Origin of the sequence: Sphingomonas sp. OV641 (assembly GCF_900109205.1) — a bacterium.
Lineage (GTDB): Bacteria > Pseudomonadota > Alphaproteobacteria > Sphingomonadales > Sphingomonadaceae > Sphingomonas.
The window spans coordinates 1-23,244 of sequence record NZ_FNZB01000005.1 but is presented as its reverse complement, the minus strand read 5'-3'; the positions used below and the strand labels follow the sequence as shown (position 1 = coordinate 23,244).

24 protein-coding genes and 1 pseudogene are annotated in these 23,244 nt (G+C 65.4%); 19 read left to right on the top strand and 6 right to left on the bottom strand.

Annotation, left to right across the window (positions count from 1 at the left end; translation table 11 throughout):
• Window positions 1-109: 109 nt before the first annotated feature.
• Entirely contained in the window at window positions 110-430 is a 321-nt protein-coding gene (locus tag BMX36_RS17400; RefSeq protein WP_093067635.1) for a hypothetical protein, read from the top strand.
• 46 nt (window positions 431-476) lie between these two features.
• Here BMX36_RS17400 and BMX36_RS17395 read toward each other — a convergent pair whose 3' ends face one another.
• Together BMX36_RS17395 and BMX36_RS17390 are read right to left on the bottom strand one after the other, a co-directional pair.
• Window positions 477-1,034, bottom strand: coding sequence for a Ros/MucR family transcriptional regulator (locus BMX36_RS17395; protein WP_093067825.1), 558 nt, complete (start codon window positions 1,032-1,034; stop codon window positions 477-479).
• Window positions 1,012-2,016, bottom strand: a complete 1,005-nt coding sequence (locus BMX36_RS17390; RefSeq protein WP_143058607.1) for a hypothetical protein — start codon at window positions 2,014-2,016, stop codon at window positions 1,012-1,014. The genes BMX36_RS17395 and BMX36_RS17390 overlap by 23 nt, the downstream gene beginning before the upstream one ends.
• Before the next feature lie 66 nt (window positions 2,017-2,082).
• On the opposite strand from BMX36_RS17390, the gene BMX36_RS17385 reads away from it, so the two are divergent.
• The 5 genes from BMX36_RS17385 to BMX36_RS17365 all read left to right on the top strand — a co-directional run bounded on the left by BMX36_RS17385 (window position 2,083) and on the right by BMX36_RS17365 (window position 6,530).
• Window positions 2,083-2,379: a hypothetical protein gene (locus BMX36_RS17385; protein ID WP_093067630.1), complete on the top strand. Its 297-nt coding sequence runs from the start codon at window positions 2,083-2,085 to the stop codon at window positions 2,377-2,379.
• Window positions 2,380-3,126: 747 nt separating this feature from the next.
• A complete protein-coding gene (locus BMX36_RS17380) occupies window positions 3,127-3,645 on the top strand; it encodes a DUF736 domain-containing protein (RefSeq protein ID WP_093067627.1) in 519 nt (172 codons plus the stop codon).
• A gap of 81 nt (window positions 3,646-3,726) precedes the next feature.
• Complete coding sequence (locus tag BMX36_RS17375; protein WP_093067625.1) at window positions 3,727-4,791, top strand: DUF2493 domain-containing protein; 1,065 nt, start codon at window positions 3,727-3,729, stop codon at window positions 4,789-4,791.
• Window positions 4,792-5,410: 619 nt separating this feature from the next.
• Window positions 5,411-5,719: a hypothetical protein gene (locus tag BMX36_RS17370; protein WP_093067622.1), complete on the top strand. Its 309-nt coding sequence runs from the start codon at window positions 5,411-5,413 to the stop codon at window positions 5,717-5,719.
• Window positions 5,720-5,948: 229 nt separating this feature from the next.
• Window positions 5,949-6,530: a hypothetical protein gene (locus BMX36_RS17365; RefSeq protein WP_093067619.1), complete on the top strand. Its 582-nt coding sequence runs from the start codon at window positions 5,949-5,951 to the stop codon at window positions 6,528-6,530.
• Between the two features lie 261 nt (window positions 6,531-6,791).
• On the opposite strand, the gene BMX36_RS17360 is transcribed toward BMX36_RS17365, so the two are convergent.
• Window positions 6,792-7,016 carry a hypothetical protein gene (locus BMX36_RS17360; protein ID WP_093067616.1) on the bottom strand — a complete coding sequence of 75 codons (225 nt, stop codon included), beginning with the start codon at window positions 7,014-7,016 and terminating at the stop codon, window positions 6,792-6,794.
• 554 nt (window positions 7,017-7,570) lie between these two features.
• Here BMX36_RS17360 and BMX36_RS17350 point away from each other — a divergent pair.
• The 11 genes and pseudogenes from BMX36_RS17350 to BMX36_RS17300 form a co-directional block, all read left to right on the top strand.
• Window positions 7,571-7,861: a hypothetical protein gene (locus BMX36_RS17350; RefSeq protein ID WP_256210866.1), complete on the top strand. Its 291-nt coding sequence runs from the start codon at window positions 7,571-7,573 to the stop codon at window positions 7,859-7,861.
• A complete protein-coding gene (locus BMX36_RS17345) occupies window positions 7,848-10,232 on the top strand; it encodes a type IV secretion system DNA-binding domain-containing protein (RefSeq protein ID WP_093067608.1) in 2,385 nt (794 codons plus the stop codon). The genes BMX36_RS17350 and BMX36_RS17345 overlap by 14 nt, the downstream gene beginning before the upstream one ends.
• Entirely contained in the window at window positions 10,232-13,756 is a 3,525-nt protein-coding gene (gene mobF, locus BMX36_RS17340; RefSeq protein ID WP_093067606.1) for a MobF family relaxase, read from the top strand. The genes BMX36_RS17345 and mobF overlap by 1 nt, the downstream gene beginning before the upstream one ends.
• A 14-nt stretch (window positions 13,757-13,770) precedes the next feature.
• Window positions 13,771-14,496 (top strand): type IV secretion protein, encoded by a 726-nt coding sequence (locus BMX36_RS17335; protein WP_256210865.1) that lies wholly within the window; start codon window positions 13,771-13,773, stop codon window positions 14,494-14,496.
• Window positions 14,493-15,851 (top strand): hypothetical protein, encoded by a 1,359-nt coding sequence (locus BMX36_RS17330; protein WP_093067603.1) that lies wholly within the window; start codon window positions 14,493-14,495, stop codon window positions 15,849-15,851. The genes BMX36_RS17335 and BMX36_RS17330 overlap by 4 nt, the downstream gene beginning before the upstream one ends.
• 4 nt (window positions 15,852-15,855) lie before the next feature.
• On the top strand, window positions 15,856-16,380 hold the full coding sequence (locus BMX36_RS17325; RefSeq protein ID WP_093067601.1) for a DUF2726 domain-containing protein: 525 nt from the start codon (window positions 15,856-15,858) through the stop codon (window positions 16,378-16,380).
• 4 nt (window positions 16,381-16,384) lie between these two features.
• Entirely contained in the window at window positions 16,385-17,242 is an 858-nt protein-coding gene (locus BMX36_RS17320) for a CsgG/HfaB family protein (RefSeq protein WP_093067598.1), read from the top strand.
• Window positions 17,243-17,314: 72 nt separating this feature from the next.
• The gene (locus tag BMX36_RS17315; RefSeq protein WP_093067595.1) at window positions 17,315-17,608 is read left to right on the top strand and encodes a hypothetical protein; all 294 of its coding nucleotides are present in this window, start codon (window positions 17,315-17,317) and stop codon (window positions 17,606-17,608) included.
• A complete protein-coding gene (locus tag BMX36_RS17310; protein WP_093067592.1) occupies window positions 17,605-17,811 on the top strand; it encodes a DUF5818 domain-containing protein in 207 nt (68 codons plus the stop codon). Before BMX36_RS17315 ends, BMX36_RS17310 begins: the two co-directional genes overlap by 4 nt.
• Window positions 17,808-18,236 (top strand): hypothetical protein, encoded by a 429-nt coding sequence (locus tag BMX36_RS17305; protein WP_218142207.1) that lies wholly within the window; start codon window positions 17,808-17,810, stop codon window positions 18,234-18,236. The genes BMX36_RS17310 and BMX36_RS17305 overlap by 4 nt, the downstream gene beginning before the upstream one ends.
• Before the next feature lie 39 nt (window positions 18,237-18,275).
• Window positions 18,276-18,995: pseudogene (locus tag BMX36_RS17300) on the top strand (protein-disulfide reductase DsbD family protein); the annotation flags it as partial.
• A gap of 5 nt (window positions 18,996-19,000) precedes the next feature.
• On the opposite strand, the gene BMX36_RS22210 reads toward BMX36_RS17300, so the two are convergent.
• Window positions 19,001-19,108, bottom strand: a complete 108-nt coding sequence (locus tag BMX36_RS22210) for a hypothetical protein (protein WP_256210864.1) — start codon at window positions 19,106-19,108, stop codon at window positions 19,001-19,003.
• Between the two features lie 199 nt (window positions 19,109-19,307).
• Here BMX36_RS22210 and BMX36_RS17290 point away from each other — a divergent pair, with 199 nt between their 5' ends.
• Complete coding sequence (locus BMX36_RS17290; protein WP_093067584.1) at window positions 19,308-19,967, top strand: AAA family ATPase; 660 nt, start codon at window positions 19,308-19,310, stop codon at window positions 19,965-19,967.
• A 499-nt stretch (window positions 19,968-20,466) separates the two neighbouring features.
• Here BMX36_RS17290 and BMX36_RS17280 read toward each other — a convergent pair whose 3' ends face one another.
• On the bottom strand, window positions 20,467-21,726 hold the full coding sequence (locus tag BMX36_RS17280) for a Y-family DNA polymerase (protein WP_093067579.1): 1,260 nt from the start codon (window positions 21,724-21,726) through the stop codon (window positions 20,467-20,469).
• Between the two features lie 6 nt (window positions 21,727-21,732).
• Window positions 21,733-22,179: a LexA family protein gene (locus BMX36_RS17275; RefSeq protein ID WP_093067577.1), complete on the bottom strand. Its 447-nt coding sequence runs from the start codon at window positions 22,177-22,179 to the stop codon at window positions 21,733-21,735.
• Window positions 22,180-22,681: 502 nt separating this feature from the next.
• Between BMX36_RS17275 and BMX36_RS21390 the strand changes: the two genes are divergently transcribed.
• Window positions 22,682-22,999: a hypothetical protein gene (locus BMX36_RS21390; RefSeq protein ID WP_125962618.1), complete on the top strand. Its 318-nt coding sequence runs from the start codon at window positions 22,682-22,684 to the stop codon at window positions 22,997-22,999.
• Window positions 23,000-23,244: the final 245 nt, after the last annotated feature.

Here is a 23,244-nt window from a genome sequence, read left to right as displayed (position 1 = left end):
CAAGCCCCAACGCCAGCGAATACTTCCACTTCGCGTTCGCGCGCGCGGCGCGTTGCCGATGGCGGGAGTCCGGTAGTACCTTCCTTTACACCCGAAGGAGAACATCCGCATGGACTGGAACAAAGGCGGCGAAAGTCCGCACGAACGTCTGACCGCCATCGATACCCAAGCCATTCTCGCCGCCGTCGATGCCGTCGATGCACTGCGTGAGCACTTCGGCGACCAATATCCCGCCTTGCCGCCGGTCATCCGGCTCGACCTTCTTACCCTCCACCGGCTCATGCAGGAGGCCGCGGCCGGTGCACGAGACAATATCGGTCTCTACGATCTCGCCATCGATCTCGCCGACCGCATCGACGCCATCGAAACCCACGTCGCCCAGCTACGCCGCGCCGTCGAGCCCATTGCCGCCCTTGCCCCCGACGACTGATATGGGTCAGTCTCCCGACCCCCAAGTCTTCCAACCCTAGGCAGGCCTACGCCGCCGCGATCCCCAGCCTGCCGCCGCGACGCTTCTTCGGTGCTTCCGCTGGCTCCGCCTCCGCGTCCGTCCCCACCGCTGGCATCGCCGCCTTCGGCCTGCGCCCCAGCCCGCTTTTCTTCGCCATGCTGCTGCGCGCCTCGCTATACTCCGGCGCCACCATCGGATAATCCGCCTTCAGCCCATAGCGCTCACGATACGTCTCCGGCGTCAGACCATGACCCGCCAGGTGACGACGCAGCGTCTTATACGGCTTCCCGTCGATCAGGCTGATGATCGCATCCCGGCGGGCCAGCGACTTGCGCACCGATACCGCCGGCACATACACCTCCGATGCTTCCACTTCGGACGTATCGCTCGCGCCTTGCACCGCCGCCAGCGCACCTACCGCCTCGTGCATCGTCCGCAGAAACCCCGGCACCTCCTCCGCTCCCGCCCGCGTGTTCGGATTCGACAACCACGCGATCGTCAACTCCGTCGCCAGCACCGTCGCTTCAAGTCCCGCGTCCGTCGTCACTTGCCCGGTCTCCTCACCCGCCGTCTCTTGCTTCATCACCATCCTCCATCTCCGGTTGCCGCGTCCCTGATGCCGTCTTCACCGGCCGTTGAACCAGCGGTCCGCCTTCCAACGTCACCCGATCAAAACTGAACACATGCTCGCGCGGGCTGTCCTCGCACCGCCCCACGATCCGACCCCAATGCTGCGGCCTGCCCTTCGCCAGACGAACTGTCGCTGTCACACAGATCGGACATGACGCAACATACCGCCGGAGAACATAATAAGTAACACCGTCCGAACGCTGTCGGTCGATCACCACACCATCCTCGGTACCGGAAATGTCATTCATCCCGAGAAGGATCACCCGGTCATCGAACAACTTCCCCCAGCGCCAATACATCCGGCACAATACGATTGCGAAGAATATCCCGTACATCAGATAATTGAGCGGTGAAAACGGCACCCCTACCCACGTCAATGCCCACACCGATGTCCAAGCAAGCGCCGCCAATAGCGCTAAAAATGCCCACATGACCAGCGGCAACAGGAATACCCACTTGCGATACGCCGCCCGATCCTCACCAACCCCCGGATGGTTCAACCGGCCATACCATGAAAGCTGCGGCTTCTCCTCGCTGGCCCGGTATCGCAACACTGAACCCTGAAGCCGATACGGGACCTCCCCTTCCGTACCATCCACCACGCCCAACCGATATCGGTGCGGACGTTGCCCGCCAACCTCCAGTCCCAGCAGCCGCCCGCCGAGCCCCTGGGACAGCCGGACTCGATGCCGCTCGAAAACCGTGAGCAGCTCACCGTTCTTCACCCACTTGTTCGATGCCGATCGCTCCGCGTCGCGACCCATCGCCCCGCCGATCTGCTGGCGCGTGAACCAGCCACCATCCCCTTCCATCGTCAGACAAACCAGACCCGTCAGAAACTCTCGCGCCTGACCCGCTGGAATCTCCCGCGGCAACATCTGTGCGATATCATGGAGTTCAGCGCTCCCGAACCCCGCCTCTGCAAAGCTCTGCATAGCTCTTTCGACTTCCGACCCTCCCTCGACCCCCATCCGGGCTCCACCCTCTTGAAAGAGCCCGCAATGCGCCACCCATGGTCCGACATTCTCTCCCGCATCGACGGTCCCCGTCTATGGATCACGATCGACCTCTCGACCCCAAGACCGGCCCTCGCCGTTCACTGCCTGTCTGACAGCCGCTATCTCGAAACCGTCATCCACCTTGCCTTGTTGAACGGACTGACGCCTATCGACGATCGATCCTTCGATGCCCCCCTTCCCGATCAGATCGCCGACGCCATGATCGACCTCGCCTTCCTCAATCGACACGGTACGCCCGACGAAGGATTCGTCCCCCCACGCCACTGGCTCGACCACTGACGTGAGCTCAGGGGGCCACCCCGCCCGATGGGCGGGGCCGGGCTCTAGTCGGCATAGCCGACCGGAGCCACGCTGAAGCGCGTCTCCGCCCCTTGCGGGGTCACGATCCCTTGTCCGGGGCGCAGCACCCTGATCCACGCCCCCGCTGTCCCTACGGCGTCATCCCCAGCCCGGCGTCCACTGCCGGCAGCCTGCGGCTGTGGAATCATGCGCTCACGCGCATGATGATCGTTCGTGGGGCCAATGATCCCATCGCACCCTGCGCCGTCTCCCAGTGTCTCTGCGTGCCGGACCCGTCCGACAGGGTCGGCGTCAAAGGAGAATTGCCCGCGAAGCGGGCAATGCTTTTGTTCGTTTGAAGACGCCTCAACAAGAATAACGGTTTCTACCGCTAAAGCGGCAGACACTCCGTGATTCATGTTGACCCCGCCGGCCATGCCCGGCGCTTGAGCCCCTGCGAGGACGGCTCCGGGTGCGATGAGATCACAGGCCGGGGCTGCGCCCCACCGAACATCGTTCCCGTTCATCTGAATTGCCCGCTGTCGCGGACAATGCGTCTTTGCTTGTTTATTTACGCTTGCTGGTCGCAAGCTCTTATTGTGCTCGGACTCACCGAGTACGATGACTTTGGTGTCAAGAAAACAACGCGCTTCAATACTTGGAGGGGAGGGGGTAGAAGAAAGATGCCGGAAGGGGAAAGGCCCCGCACCTGGCAAAAGGGGGATAGGCCCCCACGGAGTAAGACCCATGAACATCGGTTCCTTCAAGAGCACCAACGGCCAGCTTCTCGGTTCGATCGCTACCGCGCATATCGACCTGCCCCGGCTCGGACTTCGCCCCGTCGAAAGCGACAGCGACAAGGCCCCCGCGTTCGAGATCATGGCCCTGAACATCGCCCGTCGCTGGGTGCAGATCGGCGCTTTGTGGGAGCAGACCAGCAATTCGAGCGGCGAGGTTTTCTATCAGGGACGCTTTGACGACCCCAGCCTTGCCGCCCCGGTTCAGGTCATGCTCTTCCGCACCGACGACGAAACCGAAACCTACAACGTCGTCTGGAACCGCCCGCTCCCCCGCCGCGAGAACCTCGACGGCAGCCGTCAGGGACGCGGACGCCGCACCGTCGATGACGGTTTCGGCACCGGCAACGCCGACGCCAACGGCCAGATGGTCGAGGAAGGCGCGCACGACAACGACGCCATCCCGCCGATGACCCCCACCCGTCGCCGCAAGAACGAGACGCCCGCCGACGAGACGGTCGCCGCCTAAGACCACCGAACGGACGGGGGGAAGCGATTGCGCCGCTCCCCCCGGTCCTAAGACGCCTACCCTGCCGAAAGGAAGATTCCGATGCCGAAGCAAACGCCCTCCCGCCGCTATACCAGCCTTTCCCAGCTTGGCGAAGCCCTTGGACAGACGCCCGACGAAATCGCCGCGCAGGACCGCGCCGAGGCGATCCGCGAGCACATCGCGGACGAGACGACCACCGACCGCTTCCACGAGGCGTTTGGCGACGTCGGCGCGCTGTCGATCATGGGACCGGGCGAACCGGCACAGGAACTGGACATGCCCGAACCCGCCGAGGCGCAATTCGATTGCCGCGCGATCATGGCGACCCTGTTCGACCTGTTCGCCGACACCCGGCTTGAGACGAGCGCCCAAGCCATCGCATGGGGATTCGTCAATTCCTTCCACTACGAGGCGCAGAAACTGGCGCGCGAGGAAGACACGCTTGCCCGTGACTTGGGCGACATGGCCCGCCGCCCCGATCCGTCCGAAATCCATGCGGTCGAGATGGAGGAATTGCAGCTACGCACCCAGACCAAGATGGAACAGCGCGCCGCCATCGAATGTATGCGCGACTATGCCGCCGAATGCTATCGCGCGCACACCGGTCAACCGTGGAGCAGCGCGCGCGGCACCGTCGTTTCGTCCGCCCGCACCGCGAGCCAGATCGAGGCGAAGGACTTCCTCAAGGCGCGCGCCGACGCGATCCGCGAACAGCGCAATCCCACCGGTCCCATCGTCGTCTTTTCGGGCGGTCAGGAATGGCACGACTTCCAGATGATCTACGACCGCTTGGACGCCATCAAGGCACGCGTTCCGCACATGACGCTTTGCACGTCCGGCCAGCGCAAGGGATGCGACCTTATCGCCGCCGGATGGGCCGCGAGCCGCAAGGTTCCCTTGGTCGCGTTCGTCCCCAACGTCGCGCGCTACAACGGTGCCGCGGGCTTCCGCCGCAACGACCAGCTTGTCGCGCTCGAACCCGTCGAAGCCATCGTTTGCCAAGGCACCGGCATCCAGTCCGGCTTGCTCAACGAACTCAAAAAGGCTGGCGTCCCGACCCAAGCCTATCGTATCTCCGATCAGGGACCGGCTCCCGCCGCGACCAAGCGCGCGGCTTGGGGCTGATCCCGAGGGGCGGCGCACAAACCCCCCGGTTTCCCCCGCACCGCCCTTCACACCCGTTCCCTTGGCAGGGATGACTAGGCCAGCACCGGGACTCCCCCCGGCGCTGGCCCTTTGTCGCGGCCGTCCGTGGGGGAAACCCTACTGGTTCCCCCCACGCCAGGCGGGCGGACCCGCGGCCGCCCTGGCGCGGCCCCTGCGGGCCGCGCACGGACAACCGCACGCCCGCCCGCCTTCCCCCCTCCGGTAAGGCGCTGCCGCACCCCGACACACACGCCGCCACCAGCTCGCCGGCACCGGCACTCCGGGCGAGCGGGGTAAGCGCGGGCGCGGGCATCGAGCCCGCCCCATCGCTGCTGCCGCGAACTATCGTTGCCGAAGGAGATCAGCCCGCGCGAGGGAACCCATTTCGTGGACGGGGAAGCGCCGCGCCGGGCATCGAGCCCGGCACGGCGCTGCTGCCGCTTCCTGTCCTCACCGTCGCGATCACCATACCGATCCGGGCGCGTGGCAATCCCCGCGACGTGTCGTCGCGATCCATTGGAGAGAAGGAAGATCAGGATAGGCGGCACGGGGAGAATGGCAGGTCCGTCGCTCCCGGCCCGATCACGGAGGAACGATCATGGAGGTCCTGTTGTTCAGGGCGCTGACCCAAGCTAATATCGACCCCGATACGGCCCAGAAGGTCGTGGATGCGGTCGAGGAGCATATCGACATGGCAGTCGGACAGGCGAACCAGCGGCTCGAAGCCAAACTGGATGGGATGACCACCAGCATGGGTACGCGCTTCGAGGGTATCCGAACAAGCATGGACGGCTTCAAGGCTTCGGTCGATCAGATGCGCGTCTGGCTTATCATCGTCACCAGCATCATCGCCCTCTGCGCGCTCGCCGGAACCATCCTCGGCGTGGTAAATCAGATTACCCGCTGATAGCCTTCCCTAGGCTCCCCTCTGGGTCGTCCGGCTAGCACCGGGCGGCCCTTTCTTTTGTCAGTCGTTTGGCATGGCTTGCACCTCTTCGCTTCGCCATTGGAATCCGCCTTGTCTCCTTGCCGCAGCTACGCATCGGCAACGGTCCGAAAATGCGCGCGACGTATCGTCGCATCGGCCTTGGAGAGAAGCGGGAACGGGAGAAGCGGTTCCAACGAAGGAGGTCGAGATGACCATCACGTTCCGCATCGATGACGGCCACAATTTCCACGCCGTCCGTCCCGCCGAAATCAGTCCTCGACAGCTGGCGGCACTATGCGACTTTCTGCGCACACAGTCCGAGCGTCTCGGCCTGCCCCTGATCGATCACGAATGGGGTACGATCGATGAACCTGAGTTCGCCTTCGAGGCACGCGTCTGCCCCTTGCCGCTCGCGTCGCTGAGCGCCATTCTCGACCATGCCGATGCCGCGATCGCGGTCCTCGACGAGGCGCAGTTCACCGGCCGACGCATACGCGTCCGGCGTGAGGAAAATATCGGGCTGGTCATGATCGAGGTCGCATGGAACCATGACAGCGCGCCCTCGCTCAACGTCGCCAACGGTAATGCCTATGCGCTGCTCGAAGGCCTCGGCCTCGACGCTGAATCCTGCGGCGAAATCCCGCTTGCCGACCTCCGCCGACGCCTGACCGATCCGGTGATCCATCGCCGCCTCGGCAACGATCCGCATCTGTCGCAATACCTGCCCTCGCTGGTCGCCATGGCACGCGCCACCAGCGTCCCCGTCGAGGCGTGTCTGGCGTGGGCGTAACCGCCCCGCCGACAATCGGCTGACCCACATCCTTCTCACCCGAAAACGGGGCGCGCGGCTTCGCCAGCGCGCCCCGTTTTTTTGCCTGATACCGTTGGAGCCATCGACCGATCGCCCGGACCAGCTCGCTTGCCCATCGCATCGGCCCTGCGGCCTCGCGAGCGCTGCGCATCGCGCCGGTCCTGTCCGATAGCGACGCAGGCTGGCGACCGGCATCATGCCGAACGCCAGCCTGCGTTCCTCGACCCGGCTCGACCGACTTCAGGCTGACGCCTTCAGTCGCTTCTCGACTTCCTCGACGCCCAGCGTCTTCACCGACTTCATCAGGCCGTCGAGCCGATCGAGCGGAAGCTTCAGCAAACCCGCCTTCTCGACCCGTTCGATCGCAGCCTCCCGCACCCGTCCCTGATGAGCTTTACGACGCTCGGACAGCTTGCGCTCCTCGGCCTCGATCGCGGCCAGTTCGGCATCCAGTGATTTCGCCATTTCCTTTATCCTTCATGTTCGGCTGATCGGGCTCTGAACCCTCCCATTCTAGCCGCCACGGACCATGACGCAACGCCGCAACTTCAACTCTGTCGGAGACCCTGAAATGACCCCTGCCAGTGCCATGAAACCCCGCGTGCGAAGCACGCAATCATCCACCCCGTTCCGCCTCCCGGCGGCCACGATCCTCGCGCAAAACGGGAACCTTCCCGGGATCGACCGAGGCAGGAACCAGAGCCAGTACAGCACGGAGGATATGGGACTACAGTAGTGCACACCGTACGCACGTTGTGCTGGACATTTATTCAACGAAAACAGTGGAATGTGCGGTATTTGACTACGAACCTTTTGGGACCGGCTAGAAAGTCTCTTGGGACCGCTTAAAGAACCGGTCGGGACCGCTTGAGAATATTGGTTCATTCCAAGCGTATAGCAGGGACCTGCCGGGACCGATCCACCTGGAGGCGCTGATTACATCTTGATCGCGCTTCGAGCCTGGTGTACCAAGCTAGCGGCATTTTAGACCCCACCGGCCTCTCTGCAAGGAGGCTTGGTTGAGTATCTCCCATCAAAGAACGATGCGCTTCGACACGCGGCAATATGGCCGCATCGCGGAGCTTGCATCTAGCCAAGGTCGCTCTGTTGCGGACGTTGTTCGCGCCGCGATAGATCAGTATCTACTCGGCCAAAGCCTGCTAACCGACAGCCAGCTTCGGCTGATCCGCGTCGGCGAGTATTCGCAGCTTGCGCTCGACACGATCATCACCGAGCAGTTCCCGGATTTCCGCGACCGCATCATCAGCTCCACCGACAACCGGATGCGGCGATTCCATGGCCAGGGCTGACATCCGCAACGATGGCCGTCCGGTCCATCTGGCGCACGCCTCCGCGCGTGGCGTACGGCCTCGCAACTCGGGCAATTTCACCCGCGGCTCGCAGCTGCTCGATGCCTCCGTCCGGATGTGGCTACAGGGCGCGAAGATGCCCATCCTCATCTGGCTCGGGACCTTCCTGATCGCCTACACGATCATCCTCTCGGTCCGCCTCAACGAGAACAACTTTCAGCTGATCTCGATGCGAATCCTGTCCTCGCTCTGGGACTGGGTGGCGCTCGACAATCTCAAGAAGGTGAACCTCCGGATGCCCGACAATTCGGTGCATTCGACCGTCATGGGCTACGTGCCCTATGTCCCCGAAGTGGCCCTCGCCTGGACCAAGGCGGTGCGAGGGTTCATGGGCTCTGCGCTGCTCGCCACCTTCGTCGCGATTCCGCTGTCGATCTGGTACTTCTCCTTCTCGACCAGGCGCGGCGCCGCGATGATGGAGGACCGCCACGAACGCGGCGCCATGCTCGTGCCGCGAGACCTCCTCTTCAAGGAAATCGCCGCGTTCAATCTCGACGGGTTCACCAAGGACGCCGCCACCTTCTTCCCCGGCGTCGATCCGAAGGTCGTGCTGAAGAAGCCCTTCGCCGAGCGAAAGGCCGCCGGGATCCACCACCCCTACTCCATCGCCGGCATCCCCTACCCGCACCGGCTCGAACAATCGCACACCATGCTCATCGGCACGACCGGCTCGGGCAAGACCACCGCGCTGCGCGCGCTTCTGAAGCAGATGCGCGAGCGCCAGGACACCGCCGTCGTCTTCGACCTGACTGGCGCTTATGTGGAAGCCTTCTACGATCCCGACCGTGACACCATCCTCAACCCGCTCGACGCCCGCTGCCCGTCCTGGTCGGTGTTCGACGACTGCAAGACCCAGAGCGAACTGACCGCCGCTGCGGCCGCGCTCATTCCCTCCGACGGCGGCTCGGCCGACCCCTTCTGGGTGCTCGCCGCGCGTACCCTGTTCATCGAGATGTGCATGAAGCTCATCGAGAACGGCGAGGCGACCAACAAGGCGCTCGCCGAGAACCTGATGACCGCCGACCTCAAGCACGTCCACCGCTACCTGAAAGAGACCATCGCCGACCCGCTGACCGCCCCGGAAGCCGCCCGCATGGCCGAGGCGATCCGCGCGGTCTACAACACCAACGCCAAGGCGCTCCTGCTGCTGCCCGAGGACCAGCACCGCTTCTCGATCAAGCAGTGGATCACGTCCGAGAAAAAGCCCGGCTCGATCCTCTTCATCACCTGCTCGTACACCGATCTCGAGATGAACCGCACGCTGCTGACGCTTTGGACCAATCTCGCGGTCCACTCGCTCATGACCATGCCGCACACCCGCAGCTTGCGCACCTGGTTCTTCTTCGACGAGATCGGCGCGCTCCACCGCCTCCCGGCCATCGAACAGGGCCTGCAAACCGCCCGCAATTATGGCGGCGCGATTATCCTCGGCATCCACTCGTTCGACAAGCTCGTCCAGGTCTACGGCGAGGAGAATGCCCGCAACCTGTCCTCGCTCGCGCGCACCAAGCTGATCCTCGCCTCGGCCGACCTCGACACCGCCGAGCAATGCGCCCGCTACATCGGCAACCGCGAGATCCGCCAGATGGATGAAGGCTACAGCTACGGATACAATTCGACCCGTGACGCCTCGACGCTCACCCCGCGCACCCAGATCGAGGCGCTCGTCATTCCCGACGACATCACCAACCTCCCCGCCATGCACGGCTTCATCAAGTTTCCCGAGGGATTTCCCGCCGCTCGCATCCGCCTCGAATGGCAGCACTACCCCCGCGTCGCCGACGGCTTCGTGAAGCGCCGTCCGGCCGTGCCGGACGACGAGGCAAGACGCGGAAAGAAGGGGGGCGTGGGCAAGCGCCCGGACGAGGACGGACGGGACAGCGCCACCCAGCCCGGACAGGCGGAAGTCGAACCGCGCAATCCGAACGTGGCGATGGCGGATGCCATCCTCTCCGCGCCCACCGAAGGCCAGATCGCGGCGCAGGAACAGGTACAGCGCGAAGCCGCCCAGCGGCTCGATCCGAACGACCCGGGCGTCACCCCCGGCGCAAAGGATGCGAGGGGCGACGCACAGGGGCAACGCGACGGCAAGGTCATCATGCTTCAGGATATGCGAGACGCTCGCGCCCAGGCCTCCGGGACCCCCGCTCCCGACGCATCGCGCGGCGCTCGCGACGCCGCCCCGACCGGCCCCACTCCGCCCGCCCAGCGCGAGGATCAGACCATCGTCGAGGTACGTCAGGATTTCAGCGCCGGCGACCATCACCACCATCACCACGTCGATCGTGGTGACGATCTGAGCATGGACTGATGCACTCGATCGCCTCCGTCCGCTCCGCCTCCGGCGCGTCCAATTACTTCGCCAAGGACGACTTCACCAACGGCGACTATTACGCTTCCGAGAACGGCGAGGTCAGCCAGTGGGGCGGCAAGGGCGCCGAGGCGGCGGGGCTGTCCGGCCAGGTCGACAAGGCGACCTTCGAGCGCGCGCTGAACGGCGAGCTGCCCTCGGGCGAAAAGGTCGGCCAGGTCGAGAACCGTCGCGCCGGCTTCGACCTCACCTTCTCCGCGCCCAAGTCGGTCTCGCTGATGGCCTATGTCGCCGGCGACAAGCGCATCCTTGGACCCGATGGCGTCCAGATGCAGGCGGTGCGCCAGACCATGGCCTGGATCGAACGCAACCTCGCCGAAACCCGCAAGGACATCGGCGGCAAGAAGATCCCCGTCCAGACCGGCAACCTCCTCTACGCCCTCTTCCAGCACGACACGAGCCGCGCGCTCGATCCGCAGGCCCATGTCCACGCGATCGTCGCCAACCTGACCCGCATGGCCGATGGCAAATGGCAGTCGCTCCATGCCGACCGCATCTGGGCCAGCAACACCGTCATCGGCGCGGTCTACCATGCCTATATGCGCGCCGGCCTCGAGAAGATCGGCTACCAGGTCGAAACCGGCGGCAAGCACGGCACCTTCGAGATCACCGGCGTGCCGCAAAAGGTCATCGACGCCTTCAGCCAGCGCCGCGCCGATATCGTCGCGGCCGCCCAAAGCCTCGGGATCAAGAGCGCGCAGGGGATGCGCGAGGTGACCGCGCGCACCCGCGATCCCAAGCTCGGCCTCGACAACCGCGATACCCTGCGCCAGGACTGGATCGACAAGGCGAAGGCCCTCGGCTTCGACGGCAAGGACCTGCTGTCGGCCGCCGAGCGCGTCACCCGCGCGCACGACCATGACGCGAGCCGTAGCCCGCTCGAGCGCGGCGCGGACGCGATACGTGCCGCCGTCGCTTCCGCCCGCGAGATCGTCGGCAATTACCTCGCCACCCCCGACCCGCTGGTCGACCGCGCCGTCACCCGTCTGGCCGGCACCCCCGCCGATGCCCGCGCGCAATTCGCCGTCGCCTCGGCCGTGCGCATCCTCGCCACCCGCGAAGCCGCCTTCGACGTTCACCGCCTCGCCAAGCAGGCGCTCGATCTCGGCCTCAAGGGCGTCACCATCGATCATGTCGAGCGACGCATCGAACGTCTCGTCGCGACCGAGCGCCTGATCCCCGGTCAGGTCCGCCAGCACGACACGACGTACCGCATGGTCACCACCCCGGACTCGCTGCGCACCGAGGAGCGTATCATCGCCACGATCGACAAGGAGCGCGGCACGATTCCCTCTATCGTCGCCCCCGACCGGGCGCCGACGCTCCTGCAGGCCGCCTCGCCGCACGACCTCAACGCCGGACAGCTTGCCGCCGCCACCCTGATCGTCGCCGGCACCGACCGCATCGCCTTCGTCCAGGGCGTCGCGGGCGCGGGCAAGTCCACCGTCCTCGAAGCCGCCGCGCGGACGCTGGAGGGCGAAGGGCGCCGCCTCCACGGCCTTGCCTTCCAGAACAAGATGGTCGCCGACATGAAGGCCGGCGCCGGCATCGAGGCGCAGACGATCGCATCGTTCGTCTGGCAGGGTGAGCGCCATCTCGACTTTCCCGACACGCCCGCCGCGCAGGCGAAGCGCGACGAGATGAAGAACACCGTCCTCGTCGTCGACGAGATGTCGATGGTCTCCAACGACGATCTGCTGCGACTGTTCGAGGTCGCGGCCGCGCTCGGCGTCGAGGCGATCCGCGGCGTCGGCGACAAGCAGCAGCTGATGTCGATCAACGCCGGCAAGGCCTTCTCCGTCGTGCAGGCCGCAGGCGCCCCGGTCGCCTACATGAACGACAATCTGCGCCAGCGCACCGATGTGCTGCGCACCGTCGCCGAACTCGCCAATGTCGGCAGGGCCAGCGCCGCGGTTCGCGTGCTCGGCGACAACGTCATCGAGACGAAGGGCGGCGAGCGATCCCCCGTCGAGGTCGCCGCCGATCGTTGGCTTGCCCTTTCGCCCGAAGAGCGCAGCCTCACCGCCGTCTTCGCCTCGGGCCGCGAGACGCGCGGCGACATCAACACCCGCATCCAGGAGGGGCTGACCGCCGACGGCACGCTACGCGGCCCTGGCCTCGATGTCACCGTCCACGACCGTGTCAGCCTGACGCCCGAGGAACTGCGTTACACCCAATTCTACAAGGTCGGCCAGCAGGTCACCGTCACCGGCCATATCCCCGAACTGGGGCTGCGCCGGGGCGGCACCTACGAGGTCACCCGCGTCTTCACCAACAAGGTGGAGATGCGGCGCGGCTCGGAGAAGATCCGCTTCGCGCCGCAAAAGCTCGATCCGACCGTCACCCTCGAACGGCTCCAGATCTCCACCCTCGACAGCGTCCGCCTCCACGAGGGCGAGACGATCCGCTGGACCACCAACGACACGGAGCGGGGGATGGACAATGCCGCGCTCGCGACCGTCACCGGCATCGAGAACGGCCGCGTCACCGTCGAACTCGCCTCGAAGGATACGATCACCCTCGAACCCGGCGACCCGATGCTCTCGCGCCTGTCGCTCGCCTACGCGCTCAACATGCACATGGCGCAGGGGATCACCACCGACAAAGGGATCGGGGTGATGCTCTCCCACGAGACCAACCTCTCCAACCAGCGCCTGTTCAACGTGCTCGTCACCCGTGTGCGCGACGCGATCACGCTCGTCACCGACAATACCGACAAACTCATGCGCCAGCTCGACCGCAACCCCGGCGACAAGACTTCCTCGCTCGAAACCGTCGGCCGCCTCGTCGTCGACGGACCCGAAGCGAAGGCCCGCGCGGCCGACGACGCGCTCACCGCCGCGTTCGACAGCCTCACCGCCGGCGATACCGCCGGCCTCCCCGACAACGCACCCATCCTGCTCGCAAACCTCCCCGATCTCCCCGACCTGCCGCCGATGCCCGCCTCGACCACCGACTGGTCGAAGGTGGCGATGGAGGGGGCGGGCATGGACGTGCCAGGCATGGACGGGACGAGCATCGACGGCGCAGGCACGGACGGCGCTGGCGCGCGCGCGACGGCGGACCCGAGCCGCTCGGCCGTCGATGCAGCAGCCCCCGACCGGCCCGATACGGATCGGGCAGGCGATGGGCGTGACGCCCCGGGGATCGATCGCGTGCTGTCCTCCGCCGACCGCGATGCGCTCGCCGACCTGCCCGACCTCGCCGACCTCCCGCCCTTCCCCGCGTCCGACACCGACTGGTCGAGGACGGGCATGGAAGACCTCCTGCGCGACGAACCGCTCGATGACCTCGCGCTCGATGACACGCGCGATGCCGACGCGCGCGACCGGCGTGACGACATGCGCGGCGATGATCTCGGCCATCCGACCGAGGAGCGCGACGATCTCTCCTCGCTCCCGCCGATGCCGCCGCGCGATCCTGACCTGCCGCTGCCCGAAAAACGCCTCGGCCTCGACCTGTGAGCAAAGGACCGATCATGGGAAACATCCATCCGTTCCGCTTCCGCCGCGAGCCCGAGCCCGATGCGCCCCGGCTTTGCATCCTCGATGCCGACGACGACGCCATCGATCCTGCCCCCGTGATGGCGGCCGCCCGCGCCGGCCACGGCGATCGTCTGGCCATCTTCGGTGACATCGCCACGATCGCGGGCCTTGCCGACCAGACCAGCGACCTCCTGATCGACCCCGCGCGCGGCAACTGGGACTTCTTCGCCGATCACGTCAGCGCCTATGCCCGCGCGTCAGCCGTCGAGGCGTTCCTGCCCGACGATCCGAAGATCTGTTCAAGCTACACCGGCGCCTCGCGCTACGTCCTGCTGCGCGCGCTCGAACATGCCGGCACCCTCCCCGGCACCGGCCTCGCCACCCCGCGCGACCTGATCCGCGCGCTGCCGAGCGAAGCCGTCGCGGAAGTCGCCGGTCACGACCCGGCGAACGGCCACGCCTTGCGCTGGGCCATGACCGTGCTCGCCGGCGTACGGCAGGCGACGCACATGATCGCCGACCACGATCCGCGCCTCCCCCGGGTCTCGATCGCCCGCTGGCTCGGTGGTCCGGCCACCATCATCCTCTTCGTCGCCGTCCCCGATGCCCCAACCCGCGAGATCGCCGCCATCCGCGCCTCGCTCGACGACCATGCCATGCTCGCGCGGCTGCGCGCCGGGCACACCGACCACGATCCGGCACATCGGAGGGAAGCATGAGCGCGCTTACCGGCATTACCGTTCTCGACGGCGACGCAAGGTCGATCCCCTCCGATCTGCTCACAGCGCATGTCCGCCATGCGCGACGCGGCAACCGCCTCGTCATCCTCGATCGCGGTGACGCCATCGCGAAGCGCTTCTTCGCCAAGGGCGACGCTCATATCGATCTCGCGCTCGGCAATTACGACTTCGAGGCCGATCATCGCTCGCCGGACGATTGCGTGGCGGCCGCGTACGCCATGCTGCCTGCCCTCATGTCCGATCCGGTGCAACTGGCGGCACGCCCGATCCTGGCCGACATCCTTCACCGCTACGGTTGGCTCGATGAAGCAGCCGACGCGCTGCGCACCCTCGCCCACGCCGAGGTGCGTTCCCGGCTGGAAAACATCCCCGACGACGAGAGCGCGGCCGCGAAGCTGACGTGGTCGGTCCTCAAACGTTTACGCGAACTGTCCGATGGTCTGATCGCCGCCCCCGACCATTGCCGGTTCATGTCGGTGCGTCGGTGGATGGAGCTCGAGGCAGACGCCATCCTGTTCGTATCGCGCTACGGCTCGTACAACGTCCTCGCCCGCGCGCTCCACGCACGACTGACCGCGAGGACGCTGCACTGGTACGGCGTCGGCGAGATGGTCTTCCTGGGGCACGCCGACGGTCTCGACGACGACGCCCGTCACCAACTCGCCCTGCCACTGCCGGAAAACCCGAACCTCACGCTCACCATCGATCTCAGCGAGGTCGGAGAGGAAGACGAGGTGTCCGCATCCCGTCCGCCCGGCGAGGTCGTCTCCTTCGCGCGGTCGGGCACCGCGCAGGACGACGGTGGGCCGGACGACCTGGAGCAGGCTGATGTGATCCGTGAGACGGATCCTGTCGGCTTCGTCGACACCAGCCTCGACGACGAACTGTTCGCAAGCCCACGGCGGGCGGGCGAACCCGCTGCCCTACCGGCACCGGGCGGTGACGAGGCGCTGCGCGCGCTCACCAGGCGTGTCGCCGCGCTCGAAGCCCGGCCGACATATCACCCGGTCGAAGAAACTTTCGCACGGCTCGATATGGATCATGGCGATCGGCGACACCGCCGCATCCAGCGCGGGTTCATGCTCGCAGGCGTCGCCGCGATCGCCGGCATGGGCTGGTTTATCTTCGCCGAGCCGACCCGGTCGCCCGAACGACTCCGGCTCGAGACCGAGTGGATGGCACAGGCCGGGGACCGGCTGTCCGCCACCCACGACGCCGCCATCACCGACGGGACCGAAAGACAAGACATGCCGGTCCGGACATGGCAGACTGTGCCGGCGTCGGAGCCCGGGGGGGCCGCCGACGCCGCGAACACGGCAACACCGGGGGGTTGAGCCGATGGTAAAGATCATCGCCCTGTACGTCGCGATCGGCGCGCTGGTGCTGCTCGCCCGGATCGCCTTCGGGATGGCTGGAAGTGGACGGCCGTTCGGGCCGCCGCGCCCGGTCGCCAAACGCTTCCTCACGTCCCGCGAGGCGGCGATGCTCGACGCGCTCGAACGCGCGCTGCCGCATTGCCGCATCCACGCCCAGGTCGCGATGGGCGCGCTGCTCGCCGTCCCGGCGCTTCCCGGCCGCAAACGTCATATCGGCGACCGCAACGCCTTCTCGCAGAAGATCGTCGATTTTGTCGCGCAGGACCGCGCCACCGGCAACATCGTCGCGCTGATCGAGGTCGATGACCGGACCCACAACCCCTTACGCGATGCCCGCCGCGACGCGATGACCGCCGGTGCGGGCTACGCCACCATCCGCATCCCCGGCTCCGTTCGGCCGACATTCCACGAGGTGCGCGATCGTGTCGCCGCGCTCCTCGCGCCTCCGGGCGTCATCCTCGCGACCCCCATGACCGTTGGAAACTGACACGATGCGTACCCTGATATCCGCTTTCGGCCTCCTGGCCGTCTTGTCCGCCCCCGCGACCGCCCAGAAGCTCGGCAAGGGCGGCACCGGCGTCGACGAGGCGTCCGAGGTGCCGCGTTGCACCGCGCCGCTCGGCACCGTCGCACTGGTCGAGGAGCGCAGCGCCGCGGCTCCCGCCGACGATCTGCCACCCGCGATGCGCGCCTTCGTGCGCATGGCCGAGGCACAGAATGGCGGGGGCAGCGCCCGTGTCGATCCACTGCCGCTCCTCAAGCTGCTCGTTTCGCAGTCGGGCTGCTTCTACGTCGTAGATCGCGGCGAAGGGTTCGACGCGCTTCAGCGCGAGCGCGAGCTTGCCGCCGGTGGTTCGGTCGCGGGCGCGCGCAACACCGCCTCGCTGCGCGCGGCCGACTATATGCTGACCGCCAAGGTCATCTACAGCGACAATAACGCAGGCGGTGCCGGGGGGATTGTCGGGGGCCTGCTCCCCGGCGGGCTCGGCCTTCGGACCAAGAAGATGGAGAGCCAGACCATGCTGACGCTGGTCGAGGTCAAGACCGGGCTTCAGCAGGCCATCGCCACCGGCTCGGCGCGCAAGAAGGACCTCTCGATCCTGGGCGGCGGTATTCTCGCGAACGCCGGCATCGGTGCGCTCGGCGGCAGCTATACCTCGACCGACATCGGCAAGATCACCAGCCTTGCCCTGCTCGACGCCTTCCGCAAGCTGACGACGTCCGCGCAGGCGCGTATCGCCGTCGCGGCTCCCGCACCCGCTCCGGGCGTGGGTCAGCCGGTCGCGCCCGCCGCAGCGCCCGGTACGCCAATTGCCCCCGCGCCCGTGGTCGCGTCGGCCCGCAACTGACGGGAGAGAAGAGGGAGAGCGGATGGGACGGACTTGGGTCCGTCCCTGTCCCCCTCACCCGGATGATCCGCCATGGACCGCCAGCATGACTTCTTCCGCGAACCCGCCCTCGCCGCCGACGATGACGGCACCGACGATGGCACGACGCAGGCGCCCCCTGCCCCGCTCGCGGTGCCGTGCGGGTTCGTCGATCGCTCAGGGAAACCCTGCCGCCGTCTCGCCCACGAGACCGTCCGCATGAACGGTCGCCCCTTCCTCCACCGGGGCGGCGAGCTGCTGCACTGCGTCGCCGAATGCTTCCGCGGCACTCCCGACACGCGAGGCGACCTTGACCCGGGCGAGAGCGTCGACAGGATATCGCCATGAGCGCAATCCTCCCCCACCGGCTCGAAGGCACCGTCGAGCATAGCGCCCGCGGCCTCCTCCTGCGCGACCGCGACGGCATGTGGTGGCGCCTCGACTGCTCGGCCGATGTGCGGCCCTATCTGACCGGAACGGTCCGGATCGCCGGGGTCCGCACCCCGCAGGGGTCGATCGAGGTCTGGCATGTCGAGGCAATGCCTGCGTGAACATGATGGGCCGCGCCCGCGCGAGGTGCGAATGCTGCCGCGCCGACCTGCCGCCCTTCCCCGCCGGCTCGCGCATCGAGCCGTGCCGAACCTGCCGGCGACCCATGGTCCTGCTGCGCCCGCCCGTCGGCCCGCTCGACCCCGGCCGAGTGCGCGGCCTCTTCGACCTTGCCGGCGCTGTCACCGGCATCCTCATGATGGTGCTGATAAGCGCCTTCGTTCTGACATCCATGAGCCCGCTGCGCTTCAGCAAATGGCTGACCCTCCTCATCTTCGCGATGGGCTCGGCCCTCGCAGTCGACGGCGCGCTGTCGCTGCGCACCGGGATCGACCGGACCTGGCATCGCAGGCGGGCGGGCGTCCGGCCCGTCTCATGGGCGGTGCAAAGATCGCGGGCGCTGTCTACGCCCTCCTCATGGTCGTGATCGGAGTGACGCTGTGAGGGGCGATCCCGCGTGACGACGCTGCTCGCCTTCCTCGGCGCGGTGCTGGGCGGCCTGATCCTCAACGTCATGCCGTGCGTGTTTCCGATCCTGTCGTTGAAAGCGCTCGGGCTCGCCCGCACCGGAGCCTCGCCCGCAGCGGCGCGCCGCGAGGCGCTCGCCTATGCCGCCGGCGTCGTCATCGTCTGCCTCGCGCTCGGCGGCGCCCTGCTCGCGCTGCGCGCATCCGGCGCTGCCTTCGGATGGGCGTTCCAGCTCCAGAACCCGGTCGTCGTGGGCGCGCTCGCCGTCCTGTTCGCCGTTCTCGCCTTCAATCTCGCCGGGCTCTACGAACTGCCCACCCCCGCCTTCGCCGGCCGCGCCGGTCATGTCGGCGCGTTCGCGACCGGCGCGCTCGCCGCGTTCGTCGCCACCCCGTGCTCGGGTCCGTTCATGGGCGCCGCGCTCGGCGCCGCGATGATGCTCCCCGCTCCCGCCGCGCTCCTCGTGTTCGCCGGGCTCGGGCTCGGGATCGCATTGCCGTTCCTCGGCATCGGATACATCCCCGCACTGCGCGACCGGCTCCCCCGCCCCGGCCCTTGGATGGCCTCGCTGCGCCGCATCCTTGCCGTACCCATGTTCCTCACCGCGCTCGCCCTCCTGTGGGTGCTCGGGCGGCAGACCGGCGTCGATGCGATGGCGCTGGTCCTCGGGATTGCCCTGATCGCGACGCTGATGCTGCAATGGGTTGCACGACGGCAAATCGCTCACCTCGCCACCGGCACCTGATCGATCCGAGTGGTCCACAAAGGGCTCGTGAACGCGCACCTGGTATCATAGGTCTTCTGCCCGAACCCTCCCGAGGTAAGCCGCATCGTGTGTCGGCCGAACCAGCCGTTCAGCCCGTCGATCGCGGTCAGTAGCGCTGCAGGCGGGGATCGCGCACAGTTTTGGCGCCTTTGGGCTCGCCATGAAGAGGTGCAACCATGTAAGCACAATGGTATCCTTACATGCTTGCACGGTTTCTGCCTTGCATGTAAGCATGCAGCTATAATAGCATGAAAGGGTGCAAGCATGATTACATTATCCTTGTGCACTCAAAAAGGGGGCACCGGAAAAACAACGATAGCAACGTCCCTTGCCGTTGCGGCGCACTCGGCCGGGATGAAATCTGCGATCCTCGACCTTGATCCACAGACAAATGCGGTGGATTGGTTCGATCGTCGCAAAGGCGGTGGTCCGGACGTTGCCTCGATTCAGCCTGGTGCGATCCGCCGTTCGCTGGATGCCTATCGAGCGCTAGGCATGGATTGGGTTTTCATCGATACACCCGGCAAGATGGATAGCGCTTCCACTGAAGCGGCCAGACATTCCGATATCGTTCTCATTCCTACCCAAGCTCAGATATTTGCGATCGACACATTGGAGCCGTTGAAACGGTTGCTGGATATGGCGGGAAATCCACCCGCATTCGTTGTAATCAATCTTGTCCACCCAAATGCAGGCGGGCGGGCTAACGACGACGCCACCGCCATCGCCAGCCGATTTGGTATACCGGTAGTTCCAGTCCATCTTTCGCGTCTGAAGGCTTTCGAGGATGCGCCGGCACTCGGGCAGTCACCGCAGGAGTTGGAACCGAATGGGCGAGCCGCTCAGGAGGTGGGGAGCCTATTCTCTTTCATTCAACAACAGGCAAGCATGCTTGCAGGCAATCATGAAAGGGCTAAAGCGTGAGCCGGAAGCCTTCACTCCTCGCCACAGCCATCAATTCTTCCACAGATTTGTCTAGCTCCGGGGTTACTGGGACATCTCCACCAAGCCGCGTGCTGGATCCCGAGCAGTCGGAAGAGGGCGTAACAACGCAGACCGGAACCCGATCACGAAATGTTGGCTATGTACCGCCATCACGAGCCAACAAATCGGCTAAAACCCATTATCTCAGACCTGAATTCTGGACGACTCTCGAGGAACTTAGCTTCCGCACTCGGGACGGTCAGGGGAAACGCATACCCCAAGAGCGCCTTGTTGGCGAAGCGCTGAATCTTCTTTTCGCAAAATACAACTATCCCATCGTACGAGAGTCCGAGGAGTAACTTGGCTCATAACCATGCAATCATACAACCATGCAACCATGCCACTATGAAAATATGCCAACATGCCGTCATGTAAGGATGCAAGCATGGTTTCATGCAACTAGGAAAGCACGATTGCATGGAGGAAAAACAATCTAAACCTAGCGCGCGACGGGCACCTGATCGATCCGGGTGGTCCACGACGGGCTCTTGAACGCGCGCTTGGTGTCATACGCCTTCTGCCCGAACCCTTCGGATGCAAGCCGCATGGTGTGGCGGCCGAACCGGCCGTTCAAACCGTCGATCGCGGCCAGCAGCGCGGGCGAGCGCGGATCGGGTACGGCGAACAGGTCGGCCTGGTGCGCGGCCATCGGCTCCAGTCCTTCGAGCATCACCCCGCATTTGGTATAGACGCCGCCTGCCTCGTACATTGCATCGGCCATCCGCCCGGCCATACCGGCGATGATCCGGGGGTCGTGCGTCGCCGGCGACAGTCGCGCCACCCGCGATGCTGATGGGGCGTTCGGCTTGAAGCGGCTGCCGTGCGCGAAGGCGATGAGACGGGAGGCGGCGAGATGCTGCGCGCGGATCTTCTCGGCCGCGCGCACCGCGCGGCGCACCATCGCCTCGCGCAACGCCGCCACGTCATGTACCGGCTCGCCGAAGCAGCGGGTCACCGCCGTCGCTTTGGATGGAGGCGGTTCGGGCTCGAAGTCGGTGCACTCGATGCCGTTGAGTTCGCGCACGAGCCGCTCGAGGACGACGGTGCCGACATTGCGCGCGATCTCCGGAGGCAAGGCTGCCAGGTCCGCCGTGGTCCGCACCCCCAGCGGCCGAAGCCGCGCGCTCATGGCCCTGGCGATCCCCCACACCTCCTCGACCGGCCACTGCGCGAACATCCGCTTGCGCAGCTCCTCGTCGTGCAGGTCGACCACGCCGCGCCAGACCTTCTCCGATGCCTTGGCCAGCGCATTGGCGACCTTGCTCAGCGTCCGTGTCGGTCCCAGCCCGATGCGGATCGGCAGGCCCGTCGATCGCTGGACCGCTGCTATGATCCGGTGCGCGGCCGCCACGTCGCCCAATCCGTTCGCCAGAACCGGTAGACGGAAGAAGCTTTCATCGATAGAATAGACCTCTACCGTGCAGCTATGCTCGGCAATTACCTGATTGAACCTGCGGTTCATGTCGGCGTATAGTTCGTAACAGCTGCTTCTATACTGGATACCGTGTTCGCGAACGGTGTCGCGAATTTTGAACATCGGTGCGCCCATTTTGATGTGCAGCGCTTTCGCTTCTTCTGAACGGGCGATAGCACAGCCGTCTCCGTTCGACAGGACTATAAGCGGTTTGTTGCGCAGCGACGGGTCGAAAACCCGTTCCGACGAGCAATAGAAGTTCGCCACGTCGGCGATCGCCCACATCGTGCCTTAGCCCTGAAGGTTGCGGACGCAGGCGCGTACCACGCCCCAGACCTCGACGTTCTCGTCCGCGATCACCGGCTCATAGCGCATCCGCGCGTTGCGCGCCTCGAGCAGCGGCTTGCCGTCGCGCCAGACGATCTGGCGGATCACGAAGCCGCTATCGACCACCGCGATGACGATCCGTCCGCTGGTCGGTGTCGCGTCGCGATCGACCACCACAACGTCGTCGTCATGGATGCCGGCATCGATCATCGACTGGCCGCTGACGCGGAATACGAAGCTGGCGGCACGGTCGAGCCGCAGCAGCTCGACCAGGTCGATCGCCGTCTCCTCCCAGTCCTGCGCGGGTGACGGAAAGCCGGCACCGGCCGCGCTTACGACCTGCAAGCGCAGGGCAACGGGGACTTCGGCGATCGGTACGGGTCGGGACAAGGGAATGGCACACGCGGACATGCGCGCATGATACGCGCCTACAGAACATCTTGGGAACAGGGATTTCTGCTTTTGTTCTCATCCTACAAGCCGCATAAGTGGGGTCACGACACGAAAGTGAGTTTTGCGTACGCTAGGAGCGAACAGAACGTGTCCGTAAACCCGTTGCGCGCCGATCTTGTCCGGCAAGCCGTCAAAACCGTGCGCTGCCGGACACTCTGACGCTGACCGGCATACCAGCGTTTGACGGCGACGGCAGGAACCGCCCAAATCCTGCCGTTCAGTAAATCGTCTCGGCGTTTCGAAACCGGCCATTTGCCGTGCAGAAATATTCCCGCTTTCCCATGTACGACGGGCTGTTTTGAGAAAACTCAATCGGGAACAGATTTCGAGAAAGTAGCTCCCCTAGGCGCATCAAGAGAACGATCCTGCCCAGCTTTCTCGCTGCGCCTTCCCAATCGGGAATAGGCGGCGAGCAGACAGCATTATTGCGGAGCCGATCATACGTGTTAGGCGTGTACGCATGACCAATACATACATGGCACTGGCGCTATCGTTAGCAGGACAGTCTCTTGGCTATCCCGTTTATGTTCATGTCGAAGAGGGGGTATGCCATTTTCAAATCCAAGATATGGTCATGTCGAAAGAGCGAGAAGTTCGCGATTGGTTAAGAGAATTGCCAGATAAGCAACGGAAAATCGATTTGGTTTCAGACGACAAGCGGGCAGCTAGTTGCGTTCGTAAGGCTGAAGCGATCGTGCGGCGATCTGGGTTCTTCCATATCGCTGTGCGCCGAGGTACAATGAACGACTACCCAGATGGCTTGCGGCCGGGAAAGTAAAAGCGACATATCGAAGGCTGCCGCCGCAACGGGAGGGATAGTCACTTTCCCATTTCTCGATCCCATGCGAGACGGGATCGCTATGCTTTGGGGTGTCATTCCGCCCCCAACCGGACCCGGCTACCAGCGGCACGTTTTTCAACAGCCCCTAGGGTTTCCAAGAGATAGCACATTCATTTGTAAACAGCGGAAGAGCCGTGCCGACCGGTGTCGCCCGGCTCCTCTATTTCTAACGCCGCGGCGTC